17 protein-coding genes are annotated in these 17,718 nt (G+C 66.9%); 12 read left to right on the forward strand and 5 right to left on the reverse strand.

The features are described from left to right. Positions 1-203: 203 nt before the first annotated feature. Positions 204-1,820 (reverse strand): EAL domain-containing protein, encoded by a 1,617-nt coding sequence (locus tag SriyCCGPB3_RS02065; protein ID WP_153856190.1) that lies wholly within the window; start codon positions 1,818-1,820, stop codon positions 204-206. 229 nt (positions 1,821-2,049) lie between these two features. Between SriyCCGPB3_RS02065 and cycA the strand changes: the two genes are divergently transcribed. After that, positions 2,050-3,423 carry a D-serine/D-alanine/glycine transporter gene (cycA, locus tag SriyCCGPB3_RS02070; protein WP_180854847.1) on the forward strand — a complete coding sequence of 458 codons (1,374 nt, stop codon included), beginning with the start codon at positions 2,050-2,052 and terminating at the stop codon, positions 3,421-3,423. A 218-nt stretch (positions 3,424-3,641) separates the two neighbouring features. Further along, positions 3,642-4,418, forward strand: a complete 777-nt coding sequence (locus SriyCCGPB3_RS02075; RefSeq protein WP_180848209.1) for a lytic transglycosylase domain-containing protein — start codon at positions 3,642-3,644, stop codon at positions 4,416-4,418. A gap of 94 nt (positions 4,419-4,512) precedes the next feature. On the opposite strand, the gene SriyCCGPB3_RS02080 is transcribed toward SriyCCGPB3_RS02075, so the two are convergent. Further along, positions 4,513-6,033, reverse strand: a complete 1,521-nt coding sequence (locus SriyCCGPB3_RS02080; RefSeq protein WP_197612515.1) for a tetratricopeptide repeat protein — start codon at positions 6,031-6,033, stop codon at positions 4,513-4,515. Between the two features lie 165 nt (positions 6,034-6,198). Between SriyCCGPB3_RS02080 and SriyCCGPB3_RS02085 the strand changes: the two genes are divergently transcribed. Then, complete coding sequence (locus tag SriyCCGPB3_RS02085; RefSeq protein ID WP_350259814.1) at positions 6,199-8,280, forward strand: gluconolaconase; 2,082 nt, start codon at positions 6,199-6,201, stop codon at positions 8,278-8,280. Here SriyCCGPB3_RS02085 and SriyCCGPB3_RS02090 read toward each other — a convergent pair. Then, positions 8,258-8,665: a YciI family protein gene (locus SriyCCGPB3_RS02090; RefSeq protein ID WP_004153945.1), complete on the reverse strand. Its 408-nt coding sequence runs from the start codon at positions 8,663-8,665 to the stop codon at positions 8,258-8,260. The two genes, SriyCCGPB3_RS02085 and SriyCCGPB3_RS02090, sit on opposite strands and share 23 nt — an antisense overlap. 213 nt (positions 8,666-8,878) lie before the next feature. Further along, positions 8,879-9,106, reverse strand: a complete 228-nt coding sequence (locus SriyCCGPB3_RS02095; protein WP_350259815.1) for a hypothetical protein — start codon at positions 9,104-9,106, stop codon at positions 8,879-8,881. A gap of 295 nt (positions 9,107-9,401) precedes the next feature. Between SriyCCGPB3_RS02095 and SriyCCGPB3_RS02100 the strand changes: the two genes are divergently transcribed. The 9 genes from SriyCCGPB3_RS02100 to SriyCCGPB3_RS02140 all read left to right on the forward strand — a co-directional run bounded on the left by SriyCCGPB3_RS02100 (position 9,402) and on the right by SriyCCGPB3_RS02140 (position 16,779). Then, positions 9,402-9,815 carry a YciI family protein gene (locus tag SriyCCGPB3_RS02100; protein WP_180859041.1) on the forward strand — a complete coding sequence of 138 codons (414 nt, stop codon included), beginning with the start codon at positions 9,402-9,404 and terminating at the stop codon, positions 9,813-9,815. A 71-nt stretch (positions 9,816-9,886) separates the two neighbouring features. After that, a complete protein-coding gene (locus tag SriyCCGPB3_RS02105; RefSeq protein WP_110710913.1) occupies positions 9,887-10,309 on the forward strand; it encodes a VOC family protein in 423 nt (140 codons plus the stop codon). Positions 10,310-10,343: 34 nt separating this feature from the next. Then, positions 10,344-10,754 carry a VOC family protein gene (locus SriyCCGPB3_RS02110; protein WP_350259816.1) on the forward strand — a complete coding sequence of 137 codons (411 nt, stop codon included), beginning with the start codon at positions 10,344-10,346 and terminating at the stop codon, positions 10,752-10,754. A gap of 23 nt (positions 10,755-10,777) precedes the next feature. Next, positions 10,778-11,134 (forward strand): DUF1428 domain-containing protein, encoded by a 357-nt coding sequence (locus tag SriyCCGPB3_RS02115; RefSeq protein ID WP_110710915.1) that lies wholly within the window; start codon positions 10,778-10,780, stop codon positions 11,132-11,134. A 45-nt stretch (positions 11,135-11,179) separates the two neighbouring features. Beyond that, positions 11,180-12,436 (forward strand): RNA polymerase sigma factor, encoded by a 1,257-nt coding sequence (locus tag SriyCCGPB3_RS02120; protein WP_350259817.1) that lies wholly within the window; start codon positions 11,180-11,182, stop codon positions 12,434-12,436. Positions 12,437-12,534: 98 nt separating this feature from the next. Continuing rightward, complete coding sequence (locus SriyCCGPB3_RS02125; protein ID WP_350259818.1) at positions 12,535-14,184, forward strand: M28 family metallopeptidase; 1,650 nt, start codon at positions 12,535-12,537, stop codon at positions 14,182-14,184. Between the two features lie 212 nt (positions 14,185-14,396). Next, positions 14,397-15,656 carry a sensor histidine kinase gene (locus SriyCCGPB3_RS02130; RefSeq protein WP_110710918.1) on the forward strand — a complete coding sequence of 420 codons (1,260 nt, stop codon included), beginning with the start codon at positions 14,397-14,399 and terminating at the stop codon, positions 15,654-15,656. Then, the gene (locus SriyCCGPB3_RS02135) at positions 15,646-16,416 is read left to right on the forward strand and encodes a LytR/AlgR family response regulator transcription factor (RefSeq protein WP_110710919.1); all 771 of its coding nucleotides are present in this window, start codon (positions 15,646-15,648) and stop codon (positions 16,414-16,416) included. The genes SriyCCGPB3_RS02130 and SriyCCGPB3_RS02135 overlap by 11 nt, the downstream gene beginning before the upstream one ends. Before the next feature lie 18 nt (positions 16,417-16,434). Then, a complete protein-coding gene (locus SriyCCGPB3_RS02140; protein ID WP_110710920.1) occupies positions 16,435-16,779 on the forward strand; it encodes a hypothetical protein in 345 nt (114 codons plus the stop codon). A 39-nt stretch (positions 16,780-16,818) separates the two neighbouring features. Here the strand turns inward: SriyCCGPB3_RS02140 and SriyCCGPB3_RS02145 are convergent, their stop codons facing one another. Next, the gene (locus SriyCCGPB3_RS02145; RefSeq protein ID WP_110710921.1) at positions 16,819-17,433 is read right to left on the reverse strand and encodes a hypothetical protein; all 615 of its coding nucleotides are present in this window, start codon (positions 17,431-17,433) and stop codon (positions 16,819-16,821) included. Positions 17,434-17,718: the final 285 nt, after the last annotated feature.

Consider the following 17,718-nt stretch of genomic DNA (forward strand, 5'->3'; position numbering starts at 1 on the left):
TTCTTCTGTTGATTCCGTGGTGGGACGCCGCCGGAACCTGTCAGAGGCCGGGGCGGTCGGGTTCGCGGGGGTGTCCGCGGCATGGATGCCGCGGCCAAGCCCCCATGGATGGGTTTACGGCGTCCCCCGCGAACCCGACCGCCCCGGCCAACTCCGGGATAGCTGTACGCGACCCACCACGAGGGGCTCTGCCGTTGGCCGTCCTACTCGATCCCCTCACGCTCGATCGGCACGCTGCGCGGATTCTGCATGTGCTCCCGCGCCGCACCGTATCGCTGCTGCCGCTTGTGGTGGAACGCCACGAACTCATCACGGGGCAGCGGCCGCGAAAACAGCCAGCCCTGCCCGAACTCCACGTGCCGGCTGTGCAGGTAGGCCAGCTGCGCCTCGGTCTCCACGCCCTCGGCCACTACCCACAGGCCCAGTTCCTTGGCCATGTCGATGATGTGCGGGGTCACCGGGCTGGTCGCGCTCTCGGTGCCGATCGCATCGATGAACGATTTGTCGATCTTCAGCGCATCCAGCGGCAGCTGTTCCAGGTACTGCAGGCTGGAGAAGCCCACGCCGAAATCGTCGATGGCCACGCTGTGACCGGCACGGCGTGCCTGCGCCAGCATCGTGCGGGCGCGGTCCAGGTCGAGGAAGCCGCGCTCGGTGGCCTCCATCCAGATCTGCTGCGGCAGGATGCCGCTGCCGGCCATGTGCTTGGAGATCATCTTCAAGGCACGGCCGCTGCTGATGTCCTCGGCGGCAAGGTTGATCGCGATGTGCGCACTGCGGTCGGCCACCAGCAGTTCGCGCATGTCGCGCACCACGTTCTCGATCACCAGGTCGGTCACTGCCGCGATCATGCCGGCCTCTTCGGCCAGTGGAATGAACAGGTCCGGCCGCACCTGGGTACCGTCCGGACGCTGCCAGCGGATCAGGGCCTCGGCGCCCACGCAGATGCCGGTGTCCAGTTCGATGATCGGCTGGTAATGCAGGTACAGCTCGCGGCGACGGATGGCGGTGGCCAGCTCGCCACGCAGTGACAGGCGCCGCCGCGACAGCCAGATCACCAGGCCGGCGCCGGCGGCCGCCAGCAGGAGGCCCAGCGGCACGAACAGCCAGGCCTGCTGGCGGAAGGTGGCGGCCAGCGCGGTGCGTGGCGTGGTGGCGATCGCCAGCCATTCCTCGTTGCGGGCGGTGGCGTAGAGCGTGTTCTGGTCCAGCCCTTCGCCGGGATTGCGCAGCAGGGCCTCCAGCAGTGCCGGGTCCATGCCGTCCTGCTTGGCCAGCAGGCGCCCATCCGGGCTGGCCAGCGCCAGGCGCACATGCGGATCCACGATGACATCGACGAAGCGGCGCGGATCGACCAGCACGTCGTAGGAACCGTACAGGATCGACAGTACCTGGCGACGGCCGCTGGCTTCGGGACGCACGTCCACCGCAATGCCGGCGCCGTCACTGGTCACGTGGTCGGCCTTGGGCTGGTTCACGTCGGAGCGGAACGGGCCCCACGAGGTGCAGCGCAGCTTGCCGCCTTCGAAGTAACCCATCTGGTCGGCCGACGGCGTGGTCATCACCAGCGTCTGCATGCGCCGGATGTGTTCGTCGTCGCAGCCCGAGGTGGTGCTGGCCTCGGCCGATTTCAGCGCAGCCAGCGCCTCGTGGTAGGACAGGTCGGAACGGCGCAGGGTGCGCAGGGCGATGTCGTGCAGCCGTTGCTGTTCGACACTGATCGTGCGGTCCCAGGTGGCGTAGGCCATCACCGCGATCGGCAGCGCCGCCGCCAGCAGCGCCAGTGCGGTGCCGCCGATGATCACGCGCAGCCGGCTCATGGCCGGAGCTCCAGCGGGGCGGGCAGGGCAGGAGGCATGGGCGGGGCCGGTCCTTGGGCAGATGCGGCTATCTGAGCATGGCGCCGGGCCGGGTGGAATGGGACGAATCAGGTACTGGGTCACATTGTGATGAAAGCGGCCAGGTTTGACGTGATCGGGCCGTCCGGCGCTGGCGCTCCAGGCCGTAGAGGACTACCGTCGGACGCTTCGCCCGCCCTTTCCCGCGCCCATGACCGAGCCCGCAACGCCTCCCGAGCACCTGCGCCGCAGCCTGTCCAACCGCCACCTGCAGCTGATCGCCATCGGCGGTGCCATCGGTACCGGCCTGTTCATGGGGTCGGGCAAGACCATCAGCCTGGCGGGCCCGTCCATCGTCTTCGTCTACCTGATCATCGGCGCGATGCTGTTCTTCGTGATGCGCGCGATGGGCGAGCTGTTGCTGTCCAACCTGCAGTACAAGTCGTTCATCGATTTCTCCACCGACCTGCTCGGCCCCTGGGCCGGGTTCTTCTGTGGATGGACGTACTGGTTCTGCTGGATCGTCACCGCCATTGCCGATGTGATCGCGATCGCCGCCTACGCGCAGTTCTGGTTCCCCGGGCTGGACGCATGGATACCGGCATTGGCCTGCGTACTGTTGTTGCTGGCGCTGAACCTGGTGACGGTGAAGCTGTTCGGTGAAATGGAATTCTGGTTCGCGCTGATCAAGATCGTGGCGATCTGTGCGCTGATCATCACCGGTGCCGGGCTGGTGGCGTGGGGCTTCACTTCGCCCAGCGGCCACACCGCATCGCTGTCGAACCTGTGGAATGACGGTGGCATGTTCCCGATGGGCCTGGTCGGCTTCTTCGCGGGTTTCCAGATTGCGGTGTTCGCCTTCGTCGGCATCGAGCTGGTCGGCACCACGGCCGCCGAAACTGCTGATCCGGAACGCAACCTGCCGAAGGCGATCAACTCGATCCCGGTGCGCATCATCATCTTCTACGTGCTGGCGCTGATTGCGATCATGGCCGTCACCCCATGGCGCCAGGTGGTGCCGGACAAGAGCCCGTTCGTGCAGCTATTCGTGCTGGCCGGCATTCCTGCCGCCGCAAGCCTGATCAACTTCGTGGTGCTGACCTCGGCCACGTCCTCGGCCAACAGCGGTATCTTCTCCACCAGCCGCATGCTGTATGGCCTGGCCGAAGAGGGCCACGCACCGCGCGGGCTGTCGCGCCTGTCGCGCGCGGCAGTGCCGGCCCGTGGCCTGTTGTTCTCCTGCCTGTGCCTGCTGGGCGGCACCCTGCTGATCTACCTGATCCCGAACCTGGTGACCGCCTTCACCCTGGTGACGACGCTGGCCACCGTGCTCTTCATCTTCGTCTGGTCGTTGATCCTGGTGGCCTACATGGTCTATCGCCGCCGCTACCCGGAACGCCATGCGGCATCGATCTTCAAGATGCCCGGCGGCGTCGCCATGTGCTGGGCCTGCCTGGTGTTCTTCGCCGGCGTGCTGGTGCTGCTTAGCCTGCAGGGTGACACCCGCCAGGCGTTGATCGCCAGCCCGGTGTGGTTCGTGCTGTTGGGCGTGGGGTATTGGGTGCGGCGGAGGACTGCGAAGTAACCCGGCGTCTTCGTTCCATTGATTGATCCAGAGATCTTTCTGGAGTGGGGTCAGAGCCCGTTGCTCAGCAACGGGATCCGACCCCCGCAGGAAATCGGTCGTTGCCGTTGCTGTTGAGGTTGCCGGCCAGCGGCCGGCACTACCGCGGGTGCAGGGCGCAGCCCTGCCGACCCCCATTCACCCAGCATTAGCGGGCGTGGCCGGATGATCCGCCCGCCATGTCCCGCCACCCCTTCCTGCTCGCGCTGTTGCTGCTGCCCAGCCTGTGGCCCGGGTTGGCTGCAGCGCGCACCGTCTATCGCTGCGTGCAGGGCAACACCGTCAGCCTGGCCACCGCACCGGAGCCGGGCTCGCGCTGTACCGCGAAGGAGATCGACGACAACGCCATCCAGACCCCGAACCTGTGGGGCAACATGGGTGTTTTCAGTGGCGTGCTGTACGAACGCGAGCAGGACGGTGTGCTGGTCTACTCCACCCGCAACCTGCCCGGCTCGAAAGTGTTCCTGAAGTTCACCATGGCCACGCCGCCGGGGGAACCGGCACACGAGGGCCTGGGCAAGGTCGGCACGCCGCAGCTGGCACAGCATGCCAAGCAGTTCAAGGCCGCTGCCAAGGCCACCGGCGTGGATGATGCCTGGCTGCGCGCGATCGCCCATGCCGAAAGCAATTTCGATGCGCTGGCGGTATCGACCAAGGGCGCACAGGGCGTGATGCAGCTGATGCCGGATACCGCGCAGGAATACGGTGTGAGCGATCCGTTCTCACCGCAGCAGTCGATCGATGGCGGCGCCCGCTACATGCGGGCGCTGCTGCGTCGCTATAACGGCGACCGGCCGCTGGCCGCTGCCGCCTACAACGCCGGCATCGGCGCGGTGACCCGCTACAAGGGCGTGCCGCCCTATGCCGAAACCCTGGCCTATGTGGACAAGGTGATGGCGCTGTACGCGCGCTACCGTGAAGCGATGGGCATCCGTACCGAGGTGCCGGCGCGCTAGGCTGGCGGTGCTGGATGTGTCGTGTAGAGCCGAGTCCATGCTCGGCTCATGGTGCCGGCAGCCGAGCATGGGCTCGGCTCTACACAAAAGCCGCTCAGCGCGAGGTCGAGCTGCCGACCAGTTCGTAGCGTTCGATGCGGCCCATGCGGGCGACCTCGGCCTGCACGTCGGCGCGCTGCTTCAGCGCACGCCAGGCAGCATCGATCTTCACATCACCCGGCAGCGACGGATAGGTGCGCATGTCCTGCAGGCTGGCCAGCGCGTCGTCGCGATCAAGGGGTGAACGCAGCTGTTCGATCAGCACTGCGGCGGCGCCGTCCAGGTTGCCTTCGTCCAGCAGCATCTCGCGATGGAACAGGCGCGCGTTGTCGCGCTCGGCAAGGATGGCGTCGCGCGCGACGTCCATCGCCTTGCTGTCGCCCCGCTCGCGAGCGGCGGCGAACTGTACCAGCGCCTGTGCGGCCCTGCCGTAGCCCGCCAGGCCCTGGATGCCGTTCACCGCCTGCGCGGCATCCTGCATGCGGCCCAGTGAAGTGAACACGAAGCCAAGATTCAGCTGGTGCTCGATGCCATCCGGACCGAGCGCACCGATGCGGGCGGCCTGCTGCGCTGCAGCCAGGGCATCGTCGATGCGGCCCAGGCGGCGCAATGCGGTGATCCGGCTGTTGAGCAGCCATGCCACCCACTCGGCTTCCTCCGCCGAAGGAGATTCGCCCTCTGCGGCCGCACGCGCCATGCCATCGGTCAACGCCAGCACTTCCTCGTTGCGGTCCAGCATCAGCAGCGTGCTGCTGAACTGCGCCATGCGCGCATCCAGCTTGCGATCCAGCAGGCCGGATACACGCAGTGCGTCCAGATGCTTCTGTGCAGCCTGCACGGGATCAAAGCGTGGATCGGCACGATCGACATAGGGATCGAAGCGCTTGTCACTGCGCAGCCGGATGATTTCGGCCGGGCTGTCGATGCGGGCCAGGGTGGCCGGCACGTCGTTGCCACGGCCGTTGTCGACCTGCAGCGTTGCCAGCACCAGCCACATCGCCGTCGGTTCCAGGCCGCCGCTCTTCCAGCCATTGTGGAACAGGGCCTGCAGCAGTTCCATGCGCTGCTGCGGTTGCTCGCGCAGGCGGTATTGCAGATAGTTGATGGTCTGGTGCTCGAGTGGCAGCGGCGCGTCGGCATGCGTCAGTGCCTGCACCAGAAGCCTGGTGGCGGGAGCGGGCTTGTTCTCGGACAGCTCCAGCGACATCAGGGTCAGCAGGATCTGCGCATCGTCCGGCAGCGCTTCCTGCGCGCGCTGCAGGTAGCGACGGGCCTGGTCCGGCTTCTTCTGCACCATCGCGGTCCAGCCGGCCACCTGCGCGGCGCGGCCGCGATGTTCAGCATCGAAGTCATCCAGCATCGGATCTTCCATCAGCCGTTCCATCGCCATCAGTGCGCCCAGCGTGTTGCCACTGCGCGACTGTTGGATCGCCTCATCCCATCGCGTGGCATAGGCCTGGTGCATCGCATCGGCGGTGACGGACGGCTTCTGTGGCGCCACCGTGATCGAGGCGGAGGCCGGCGTGCTGGCCAGTGCAGCCACCAGCAGGGCGGCGAGGGGGAAGACGCGGGGCATGGAGGATCTCCATCCGTGGGAAGAGCATTGAACCCGCTGTAGCCAACGAGAACAAGCGCGACGCATGGAACTCTGGTATCCGGCAGTACGATTGGCCGTGGCGGATCGCGCCTCCAGCGTCTATTGTCGTTGCCTCTTCAAGCAGCAGGCAGGCAGCGCAGCACGATGGCACGGTGGCAATGGATGGCGGCAGGCGTGGCGCTGGCAACGGCGGTGGCATTGGCTGCAACCTGGTGGGAGACCCCGCTGCACCACTTGGCTGAACCGGCAGGCCCAGCGCCCACGCCACTGGCCTGGACCGCGCAGATCGAGCCGCTGGCCGGCGATGGCCACCTGGGTGATCGTGACGGCGCATCTGCCCAGGCCCGTTTCGCCGACCCGTACGCGTTGCTGCGCAGTGCCGATGGCAGCATCTATTTCACCGATGCCGGCGACAACAACCGCATCCGCCGACGCCTGCCCGATGGCCGCGTCGAAACCGTGGCCGGGCAGGGCGAGGGGCGCATTGATGGCCCGGCACTGCAGGCCAGTTTCAATACGCCCTCCGGGATTGCCGCCGATGCGCAGGGCAACCTGTACGTGGCCGACACCGGCAACCATGCGATCCGCCGCATTGGCACTGATGGCCAGGTGACCACGTTGGCCGGTGGCGAACAGGGCTACGCCGATGGCCCTGCCACGCAGGCGCGGTTCGATGCGCCGATGGGCATCGCGGTGGACGCGCAGGGCCAGGTCTACGTGGCCGATACATTCAACGATCGCATCCGGGTAATCGGCACCGATGGCAATGTGCGTACCCTGGCCGGCGGCGAGCGCCCGGGGCTGGCCGATGGTCTGGCGAGCGATGCACGCTTCGATACCCCGGTGGCGCTGGCCTTCGATGCGCACGGCGCGCTGCTGGTGGCCGACCTGTTCAACAACGCGGTGCGTCGGGTCGGTGCCGATGGCACGGTCAGCACGCTGCTGGGCGATGGCGGCGTGATCAATGGGCCGCTGTCGCTGGCCACCACGCACGACGGCGTGCTGTACGTGGGTGACCTTGATGGCCGCGTCGTGCAGGTGACACCGCAGGGCCACCAGATCGCGCTGGTGGGCAACGGCCGCCTGCCGCGACTGGCCCGCCCGAGTGGTCTGGCGATGGATGCCGACGGCAGTGTGCTGGTCGCCGATTCCGCCAGCTATCGCCTGCACCGCCTGCGCCCGCTGCCGGTGGGTGATTTGCCGGCACCGGCACTGGTCGGGCCCGCTGCCGATGCAGCGTTGCCGGATACCGGTGGGCGCTGGCCATTGGCACCGCAGGACGGCTGGCATGAAGTGGTCGGCACGCTGGGCGAGGTGCGCGGCAACTTCAAGGGCGAGAGCCGCCACCACCTGCACGGCGGTTTCGACGTGCGCGGTGATGTCGGCCAGACCGTGTTGGCGATCGCCGATGGCAAGATCAGCAGCCCGGTAGCGGCGTGGAGCCTGGGGGGGCAGGCCGAGGGCCTGGCCGTGGACCGCCTCAAGTACATTCACATGCGGGTCGGCCGCACCCCGCGCGACCAGCCGTTCGATGCGCGCTGGCAGGCGCTGTACGACGAGCAGGGTAAGCTGGAGCGGATGCGCGTGCGTCGCGGCATGCGCATCCACGTCGGTGATCGCCTGGGCAGCATCAACAACCAGGCGCACGTGCATCTGGCCGTAGGGACCGGCGGCTTCGAAACCAACGCGGTGGCGCTGGGCTTCCACAACTACGCCGACCACTTCGCGCCGCGCATCACCGATGTGGCCCTGCTGGACGACAACGACCAGCCGATGACCGCAGGCAGCGACGGCGTGGTGATGGTGGCGCGGCAGGGCCGCGGCGTGCAGATCGTGGTCGAGGCCTGGGACCAGGTCGATAACAACCTGCCGCGCCGCCGCTTGGGCATGTACCAGGTGGGCTACCAGATCCTTGATGCTGCCGGGCAGCCGCTGCAGGGCTACGAGCAACCGCGCTGGAACATCGTGTTCAACCGGATGCCGCCGCAGAACGAAGCGGTGCGCGTGGCCTACGCGCCGGACAGCGGCATCACCGTGCATGGCAGCGCGGTGACCCGCTTCCGCTACCTGGCCACCAACACCGTGCGTGATGGCCTGATGGAAACCGGGCGCTGGCAGCCGGCGGCATTGCCACCGGGCGAGTACACCGTGCGCGCCAGCGTGCGCGACTACAGCGGCAACGAAGGCGTGGGCCCGCGCGAGATCAGGGTACGGCTGCTGCCATAGCCGCAGCCGGGGCGCCGCAGCGTTCGCGCTCGGCGTCCATGTCTTCCAGCGGCCGCACCTCGATGCTGCCGAAGCGTGCCCACGGGAAATCGCGGGCGATGCGCATGGCTTCGTCGCGGTCGCGGGCGACGATCAGGTTGAAGCCGGCCAGCAGTTCGCGGGTTTCGGCGAACGGGCCATCCAGTACACGGCTGTGGCCATCACGCACGCGCAGGGTCTGCGCGGTGTCGACCGGCTGCAGCTTCTGCGCGGCCAGCAGCGTGCCTTCGGCCTGCAGTTTGTCGGCGTGCGCCAGGCAATCGCGCATCAAGGCGTTGAATTCTTCGGTGGGCAGCGCCTGCAGCAGGGCAGGCTCGATGTAGATCAGAAGCAGGTACTGCTGCATGGCACGGTCCAGGCGGGGGCGGGGGCGGGGTGTCCATGATGGCGCAGGTTTGCCTGCCGGCATGCTGCAGCGCGAAAGGCCGCCTGCGGCGGGCGATCGGCGAACGGCGGAGCCCCTCCGTGGTGGGGTGGGTTGGTCGCTGAAAGCTGGGTTTCAGAGGGTGGGTCGGGCGGGTGGGATTGGCGGGGACGCCGTGAATCCGTCCCTGGAGGCTTAGCCGCGCCATCCATGGCGCGGATACCCCGCCAATCCCACCCGCCCGACCCCTGACAGATTCCGGTCGCCGAACCACCACGGGAAATCAACAACAAGAGCGAAAGCGGGTCGCTTCGCTCGCAAAGCCGAGGCCGCCAGCCAACCGCCGTTGCTGTTGCTTTTGCTTTTGCTTTTGCTTTTTTTCTTGATCTTCCCGTGGTGGAACGGAGACAGGAACTTGTCCAAGGCCGGGTGGGTAGGCGGGGCGGGGGTGTCCGCGGCATGGATGCCGCGGCCAAGCCCCCAGGGACGGGTTTACGGCGTCCCCCGACCCGCCTACCCACCCGGCCAAACCCATGAACCCGAGCTTTTCAGCGACCAATCCAACCCCACCACGGAGGGGCTCCGCCGTTCGCCGACTCCCGCCGAAGGCGCGCTTTCCACGGAAGAAATAATTCTCAGAGAACGTGTCGATTCCCAGCCCTCTGGTTCGTTGTACCCAGTGAAGGGCACGCACCACGCGTCCCCACGGGAGACCGCAATGAAAGTGATGGTGATCGTGAAGGCCAACGCCGACTCCGAAGCCGGCCGCATGCCCAGCGAACAGGAATTGTCCGAAATGGGCGCCTTCAACGAACAACTCGTGGCCGCCGGCATCATGCTGGCCGGTGAAGGCCTGCATGCCACCCAGCGCGGACGTCGCATTCATTTCGGCGGCGGCGCGCCCAAGGTCGAGGCCGGTCCGTTTGGCCCTGCGGGCGAACAGATCGCCGGTTTCTGGTTGTGGGACGTGCGCTCGCTGGACGAGGCGGTCGAATGGGCCAGCCGTGCGCCCTTCGGCAGTGGCGGCACGCTGGAGCTGCGCCCCTTGATCTCCGCTGAAGACTTCGGTGAGGCCTTCACCCCCGAATTACAGCAGCAGGAACAGCGTCTGCGTGCACAGCTGGAAGGCTGACCCGTTCCCTGCTTCACATCTGCCGGGCATGCCCGGTGTCACCCCCCTGCAACACTCAACGGAGTAGTGCGATGAGACTGATTCCCTTCCTTGGCTTCAGCGGCCAGGCCCACGACGCGATGGCGTTCTATGCCAAGGCACTCGGTGGCCAGGTCACCTCGGAAATGAAGTACCGCGACATGCCGCCGTCCGATGGCATGCCCGGCTGCAACGAGATGCCGGCGCAGACCCTGGACCATGTCGCACACAGCCAGCTGGAGATCGGCAGCGCCATCCTGATGGCGGCCGACGGTCCGGGTGGTGGTGAGGGGGGCTCGACCACCATCAATGTCGACGTCGACAGCATCGAAGAAGCCGAACGCGTGTTCGCGGCGCTGGCCGAAGGTGGCCAGGTGCAGATGCCGATCGCCGAAACGTTCTGGGCGCACCGCTGGGGCATGCTGATCGACCGCTACGGCAAGCCGTGGATGGTCAACTGCATGAAGCAGCCCTGATCCCTCTTTCTTCCATCCACAAGGAGCTTCACCGATGAGTGCACCGCAACCGCAGATGATCTTCGTCAACCTGCCCGTGCAGGATCTGAATTCCTCCAAGGCCTTTTTCGCCGCGCTGGGCTACAGCTTCAACCCGACCTTCACCAACGATGATGCGGCCTGCATGGTGATCAGCGAGAGCATCTACGTGATGCTGTTGACCCAGCCGTTCTTCAGGCAGTTCACCAACAAGTCGATCGCCGACGCACATCAGCAGACCGAAGTGATCACCTGCCTGTCCGCCGACAGTCGCAAGGCGGTGGATGTGATGGTGGACAAGGCGCTCGCGGCGGGCGCCAGCGAGCCGCAACCGGCGCGTGACTATGGCTTCATGTACCAGCGCGGCTTCCAGGACCTGGACGGTCATCTCTGGGAAATCGCACACATGGACGGCGAGCCGGGCTGACGGTCGCCGCAGGGAGACACCTCATGGCTTACGTGGATGCTTACGTGCTGCCGTGCCCGCAGGACAAGGTGGCGGCCTACCGCCGCCTTGCCCGCAAGGCCGGCGCGGTGTGGAAGGACCATGGCGCGCTGCAGTACATGGAGTGCGTGGCGGACGACGTGGAGCCGGGCAAGAGCACCTCGTTCCCGCGCGCGGTCAAGGCAAAACCGGGCGAAACGGTGATCGTCGCCTTTGTGGTGTTCCGTTCGCGCGCGGCGCGCGACCGTATCAACGCGAAAGTGATGGCGGACCCGCGGCTGGCGTCGCTGGGCCCGAAGGACATGCCGTTCGACACCAGGCGCATGTTCTGGGGCGGCTTCAGGCCCATTGTCGAAGCGTGAGCCACGGCGCTTGTGCGGGCCACGCGTGCGTGCTGTGATCGGCGCATGCTTGATCCCGCACTGACGCAGCGTCTGGAAACCCTCTGGCGGATGGAGTCGCCGGTGTTGATCGCGCGCCTGGCGCGGCTGCTCGGTGGCGATGTCGGCCGTGCCGAGGAGCTGGCCCAGGACACCTGGCTGGCCGCGCTGGAGCGTTGGCCGGAGCAGGGCATCCCGGACAATCCCGGAGCCTGGCTGATGACCACCGCGCGCAACCGTGCCATCGATGTGCTGCGCCAGCACCAGCGGGTGGCGCAGCAGCATGCGCAATGGGGCGAGGAACTGCATCCGGCCCCCCTGCCGGCACCGGATGACAGCCAGGCGCTGGAGGATGACCTGGGTGACGACCTGCTGCGGCTGATGTTCGTGGCCTGCCATCCGGTATTGCCGGCCGACGCGCGGGTGGCATTGACCCTGCGCCTGCTCGGTGGCCTGACTACCACCGAGATTGCCCGTGGCTTCCTGCAACCCGAGCCCACCATTGCCCAGCGCATCGTACGTGCCAAGCGCACGCTGGCGCAGAAGCAGGTGCCCTATGAAGTGCCGCGCGCGGAGGCGATGCCCGAACGGCTGGCCTCGGTGCTGGAGGCGATCTACCTGGTGTTCAACGAAGGCTATGCGGCCAGCGCCGGCGATGACTGGATGCGCCCGGCGTTGTGCGAGGAGGCGCTGCGGCTGGCGCGCATCCTGGCGCACCGGCTGCCGGTGCCACCGGTGTTGGGCCTGCTGGCACTGATGGAACTGCAGGCATCGCGTGTGGCGGCGCGGACCGATGCGGAGGGTGCACCGGTGTTGCTGGACCAGCAGAACCGGGCGCGCTGGGACTGGCTGCAGATCGAGCGCGGGCAGCAGGTGCTGGCACGTGCGCTGGCCGCCGGTGGCGGCGATGATCCTTATGTGCTGCAGGCACGCATCGCGGCCTGCCATGCAGCCGCACGCCGCGCTGAAGCGACCGACTGGCCACGCATTGCCACGCTCTATACGCAGCTGCTGCAGGTGCAGCCGTCACCGGTGGTTGCATTGAACCGGGTGGTGGCGGTGCTGCGCAGCGAAGGTGCCTTCGCGGCATGGGCGCAGCTGCAGCCGTTGCTGGACGATGCGCGACTGCGCGATTACGCACCGTTGCAGGTGGTGCGTGGTGAGCTGCTGCAGCAGCTGGGTCGCCTTGAGGATGCCCGCAGTGCATTTGCCGCCGCCGCCGCGCTGACCGGCAACACGCGCGAACGCGAGCACCTGCTGTCCCGCGCGCAAGCACCAGGATGACCATCGGGGTCAGATCCCTCTCCCGTCGGGAGAGGGATCTGACCCCGCCTTTCCGAATCCCTTTACACTCCAGTAGGATTTCCCTGCTGGAGAGAGCAATGAAACGAGTGGTACTGGGCGTGCTGGCCGTGTCGGTGTCGAGCGCACTGATGGCGGCCACCCCGAAATTCGATGGCGCGCGGATCTCCGCCGACGTCAAGGAACTGGCCTCCGATGCCTACGAGGGCCGTTCGCCGGCCACCGCCGGTGAAGAGAAGACCATCGCCTATCTCAGCAAGCAGTTCGCCGATGCCGGCCTGCAGCCGGGCGGTGACCTCAAGGACGGCAAGCGCCTGTGGACCCAGGCTGTGCCGCTGCGCAAGGGCGACATCGTCGGCGCACCGCAGCTGGCGCTGCACCAGGGCGGCAAGACCGTGCCGCTGGAGCAGGGCAAGCAGATCGCCGTGCGCGCGGCCATGAACGGCGCCAGCAACGTCGACATCAGCAAGGCCCCACTGGTGTTCCTCGGCTACGGCGTGAAGGCGCCGGAGCGCAACTGGGACGACTTCAAGGGCGTGGACCTGAAGGGCAAGATCGCCGTGGTGCTGATCAACGACCCGGACTTCGAGACCGGCCAGGGTGATTTCGACGGCAAGGGCATGACCTACTACGGCCGTTGGACCTACAAGTACGAAGAAGGCGCCCGCCAGGGTGCGCTGGGCGTGCTGATCGTGCACGAGACCGCGCCGGCGTCGTATGGCTGGGCCACCGTGGCCGGTTCCAACACCAACACCATGTTCGACGTGGTGCGCGACAACCCGGCGGAAAGCCATCCGCTGCTGGAAGGCTGGATCCAGCGTGACCTGGCGGTGGAGCTGTTCCGCTCGGCCGGACAGGACTTTGAGGCGCTGAAGAAGAAGGCGCAGCAGCGTGACTTCACCCCGGTGCCGCTGACCGGCGCCAGCCTGGACGCGAAGTACGCGGTGAAGACCGAAGTGATCACCTCGCACAACGTGGCCGCACGCCTGGAGGGCAGCAGCCACCCGGACGAGACGATCATCTACAGCGCGCACTGGGACCACATCGGCGTGGGTGAACCGGACGCACGTGGCGACCGCATCTTCAACGGCGCACTGGACAACGCCAGCGGTACCGCCTCGCTGATAGAGCTGGCCCGTGGCTTCGCCAAGCAGAAGCGCCCGCAGCGCTCGGTGCTGTTCCTGGCGGTCACCGCCGAGGAGAAGGGCCTGCTGGGTTCGGAGTACTACGCTACCCATCCGCTGTATCCGCTGGAAAAGACCGTGGCGGTGATCAACATGGACGGCATGGCGCCGTTCGGGCCGTCACGTGACTTCGGCATCTACGGTGCCGCGCGCTTCGAGCTGCTGGACCAGCTGAAGGACGTGGCCAAGGGCTGGGACATCCGCTATACGCCGGACCCGAAGCCGGAAGCGGGCCTGTTCTTCCGCTCCGACCACTTCCCGTTCGCCAAGCGCGGCGTGCCGGCGCTGTCCTGGTCGGCCGGCCAGGACTGGGTGGACGGTGGCGTGGCCGCAGGCAAGAAGGCCTCCGAGGACTACACCGCCAAGCGCTACCACCAGCAGGGCGACGAATGGCAGCCGGACTGGGTGTTCGCCGGTGCCGCCCGCGACCTGGAAGTGCTGTACACGCTGGGCAACCAGCTGGCCAACTCGCGCAGCTGGCCGAACTGGAGCAAGGACGAATCGTTCCGCGCTGTGCGTGACGCCAGCACCGACCAGCGCAAGTAAGGGAATGCGCCGGGTTCGCCCGGCGCCTCCCGGGTAGTGCCGGCCGCTGGCCGGCAACCCTGTGATGCATGCGGAGATAATGGGGAGCCGGCCAGCCGCCGGCTCTACCAGAATGGCTTCCATCCCCACTTTTCCGGCCTTCGTCGCAGCCCGCTTGCTTGCCCGGCGGGCCGCCCTATGCTCGGCTCACCCCCTTCCTCCAAGGCGCCGCCGTGTTCGCCAGCCTCTCTCTCCTGATCCGCCACCTGCTGGCCTGGGCCGCCGCGTTGGTTGTCGCCGGCATGGTCTGGAGCGGCATCTTCAGCGGCATGAACGATGGCCCGGGCTGGGTCTTCGGCCTGCTGGCGATGTTCCTGATGATCTCCGCGCTGGGCAGCGCGATCACCCATGTACGACGGGTCTGGCTGGTCGCCGGCCGGCTGGACTCGACCACGCTGTCCGGGCGCCAGCGCCGCCAGGTGGAACTGCCGATGGATGCCGGCCAGGCCTACGCCGTGGTGGAAGCGGCGATCGCTGAACTGCCGCGCGTCGAAGACGTGGAGAGTTCGGCCGGCAGCCTGCAGGTGCGCGCTTACGTTCGCCGGGTCGATCTCTGGAATGGCCGCCAGCCGTCGCGCTGGAACCTGCCGGCGCGATTGGCGATCAAGCGCAACAGCGTGCTGGCCACGGTCACGCCGGGGCAGGGCACCAGCACGGTCACCCTGCTGTTCGAACCGGATGCCGGCTGGTGGGCCGACCTGCTGGCGCTGGACGAAGGCAGCAACTTCGAGAACGCCGAAGCGGTTACCCGCGCGATCAGCCGTCGTGTTGCCGACCAGCGCCGCGACGAGCAGGCCGCGGCCGAACAGACCCAGGTAGAGAAGGAGCTGTCGGTGGCGCGCTTGAGCCTGCTGCATGCGCAGGTGGAACCGCACTTCCTCTACAACACACTGGCCAATGCGCAGGTGCTGACCCGCACCGACCCGGCGCGCGCCGAGCAGATGCTGGGCCATCTGATCCAGTACCTGCGCAGCTCGCTCCCGCAGGTGGATGAATCGGTGTCCACGCTGGGCGTGGAGCTGGAACGTACCCGCGCCTATCTGGAGATCCTGCGCATCCGCATGGGCGCGCGGTTGGCGGTGGAGGTGCAGGTGCCGAACGATCTGCACGGCGTGCACCTGCCGGCGATGGCGCTGCAGACGCTGGTGGAAAACGCGATCAAGCACGGCCTGGAACCGAAGCCCGGCGGCGGCACGATCTGGATCCTGGCGCGTGGCTTCGATGACCATGTGACGGTGACGGTGGCCGACGATGGCCTCGGTTTCGGCCAGGGCACCAGTGGTACCGGCATCGGGCTGAAGAACCTGCGCGAGCGCCTGCGCCTGACCTGCGGCGAGCAGGCCGGTGTGGCGATCGTCGCCAACTTCCCCAGCGGCGTGGCCGCGACCATGACCCTGCCGCAGTCGAACAAGGAGCGCAGCCATGCCGCTTGAAGCGCTGATCGCTGAGGATGAGGAACTGCTGCGGCAATCACTGGTGCAACAGCTGGGCCGGCTGTGGCCGGAACTGAAGCTGGTGGCCGAGTGCGAGGATGGTGCCAGTGCGCTGGAACAACTGGCCGAGAAGCAACCGGACATTGCCTTCCTCGATATCCGCATGCCCGGCATCAGCGGCATCGAAGTGGCGCGTTCGCTGTCCGAGCTGAGCCCGCGCACCCAGGTGGTGTTCGTGACCGCCTACGATCAGTACGCCATCGACGCGTTCGAGCAGGGCGCGATGGACTACCTGCTGAAGCCGGTCAGCGACGAGCGCCTGCTGGCCACGCGCGAACGCATCCTCTCGCGGCTGCCATCAACGCGCCAGGACGATGCCGTACTCGAACGCCTGCTGCAGCGGTTGGGCCCATCGCAGGGCGCTGCCGAGCGCCCGCCCTTGGCCTGGATCACCGCCAGCAACGGCCGCGAGACGCAGCTGATCATGCTGGAGGACGTGGCCTACTTCCGCGCCGACAACAAGTACACCACCGTGGTGACCGCGGCCGGTGAGAGCCTGTTGCGCACCCCGTTGCGCGAGCTGCTGGAAGTGCTCGATCCGCAGCACTTCCGCCAGATCCATCGTTCGACCATCGTCAACATGAAGGCGGTGGCGGCGGTCAGCCGCGACGATACCGGCCGCGGCGTGCTTCGCCTGCGGGGGCGGGCCGAGACCCTGGTGGTCAGCCAACCGTTCATGAGCCTGTTCCGCGGCATGTAGCCGCACCCTGGAGGCACCATGCGCCTGTTCCTGCTTGCCTGCATTGCCGCGCTGCCATTGGCCGGCTGCGAGAAGTCCAGCAACACCTCGATCACCCGCACCCGTGCCAATGGCGTGGACACGCTGTACAGCAAGGGCACGGTGGCCGATGGCGAGGCGCGGTTCCAGTGCATCGCCAGCAGCAGCGGCCAATGCCACTACCTGGTGCTGGACCCTGCCTGCAGTACCGATGCGGCATGCGCGAAGCCACCGCTGCGCCGGTTCGCAGTGGCGGTGGGACAGACCGAGGCGATGCGCGACCTGCCCGAGGGCTTCCGCCAATGCGTCAGCCAGGACCCGATAGAACAATGCCACCGTGAGTGATCACGGTGGCATTGTGGGTCCCCCCGCTTCCCTGAAGGGTCAGTAGGCAGGCTGCAGTGTCAGGTCGTGGTGGTGCTCGTTCTCGCCGACATGGTTGAGGCGACCGACCAGTTCGGAGTGCTGCTTCATGCGCCCGATCTCGGTCATGATGCGGATGTCCTCATGGCGCAGTTCGCGCCGGGCGGTGACCGCCTGCTTGTAGTCCAGCACTTCCGGATAGTGCTCGGCCAGGTCCAGCGCCTCGGCCACGTGTTCGACACTGTCGGCCTTGGAGCTGATGCGGGCACGGCTGTTGAAGGCCTTCATCCAGCGCTCGAAACCGGCGGTGCGGTCGAACATGTTGGCCATGAACCAGATCACGAACAGGATCGAGATCCACGAACCGAACACCACGACCACGCGGGTGAAGGTGATGTGGTAATCGTCGCGCCAGAGGTAGTTGGTGATCAGGCCGAGGATCAGCAGCGAAGCCGCCTGCCAGCCGACGATCGAGGCGATCAGCCACTGGCACTTGGCCTGGGCCAGCACAGCCACTTCATCGCGGATCTGCTGCTCGCTCAGATTGCGCCAGTGCGCGACCTGTTTGTCGAACGGGCTGCTGTAGAGCTCGTTGTCGCGAAGCAGTAGTCCCAAACCCTTGAACAAAGCAATCATGGCTGGCTCCTTGTGGAACGTGCGTCGATCAGCATTGGACGGTGTGGCGGGTTCAGTTCTAGCACTTCCAGCGAGCCGTGCAATGGGCGGAATGCCTAGCGGCGTAAGGGTTTTGTCTGAATGGGTGAATGTTGCTGCGGCGCAGCATCATCGCCGCACCCTGCGACAGGATGTCGCAGGGTGAAACATGCTGCAGCCGCACATGAAACCGTTGCTGAGTGCGGGGACTCGCCGTCGGCGTCGTGATCGACCAGAATCGGGGCCGACCGCGCAACGCGTGGCCGT

The organism is Stenotrophomonas riyadhensis (assembly GCF_040256885.1).
GTDB lineage: Bacteria > Pseudomonadota > Gammaproteobacteria > Xanthomonadales > Xanthomonadaceae > Stenotrophomonas > Stenotrophomonas riyadhensis.

Coding starts and splice junctions, on each gene's coding strand:
- SriyCCGPB3_RS02140 (WP_110710920.1), top strand. CDS start 16,435: ATGCGCCTGTTCCTGCTTGCCTGCATTGCCGCGCTGCCATTGGCCGGC.
- SriyCCGPB3_RS02080 (WP_197612515.1), bottom strand. CDS start 6,033: ATGCCCCGCGTCTTCCCCCTCGCCGCCCTGCTGGTGGCTGCACTGGCC.
- SriyCCGPB3_RS02105 (WP_110710913.1), top strand. CDS start 9,887: ATGAGACTGATTCCCTTCCTTGGCTTCAGCGGCCAGGCCCACGACGCG.
- SriyCCGPB3_RS02135 (WP_110710919.1), top strand. CDS start 15,646: ATGCCGCTTGAAGCGCTGATCGCTGAGGATGAGGAACTGCTGCGGCAA.
- SriyCCGPB3_RS02125 (WP_350259818.1), top strand. CDS start 12,535: ATGAAACGAGTGGTACTGGGCGTGCTGGCCGTGTCGGTGTCGAGCGCA.
- SriyCCGPB3_RS02145 (WP_110710921.1), bottom strand. CDS start 17,433: ATGATTGCTTTGTTCAAGGGTTTGGGACTACTGCTTCGCGACAACGAG.
- SriyCCGPB3_RS02110 (WP_350259816.1), top strand. CDS start 10,344: ATGAGTGCACCGCAACCGCAGATGATCTTCGTCAACCTGCCCGTGCAG.
- SriyCCGPB3_RS02100 (WP_180859041.1), top strand. CDS start 9,402: ATGAAAGTGATGGTGATCGTGAAGGCCAACGCCGACTCCGAAGCCGGC.
- SriyCCGPB3_RS02090 (WP_004153945.1), bottom strand. CDS start 8,665: ATGCAGCAGTACCTGCTTCTGATCTACATCGAGCCTGCCCTGCTGCAG.
- SriyCCGPB3_RS02085 (WP_350259814.1), top strand. CDS start 6,199: ATGGCACGGTGGCAATGGATGGCGGCAGGCGTGGCGCTGGCAACGGCG.
- SriyCCGPB3_RS02120 (WP_350259817.1), top strand. CDS start 11,180: ATGCTTGATCCCGCACTGACGCAGCGTCTGGAAACCCTCTGGCGGATG.
- cycA (WP_180854847.1), top strand. CDS start 2,050: ATGACCGAGCCCGCAACGCCTCCCGAGCACCTGCGCCGCAGCCTGTCC.
- SriyCCGPB3_RS02075 (WP_180848209.1), top strand. CDS start 3,642: ATGTCCCGCCACCCCTTCCTGCTCGCGCTGTTGCTGCTGCCCAGCCTG.
- SriyCCGPB3_RS02065 (WP_153856190.1), bottom strand. CDS start 1,820: ATGAGCCGGCTGCGCGTGATCATCGGCGGCACCGCACTGGCGCTGCTG.
- SriyCCGPB3_RS02115 (WP_110710915.1), top strand. CDS start 10,778: ATGGCTTACGTGGATGCTTACGTGCTGCCGTGCCCGCAGGACAAGGTG.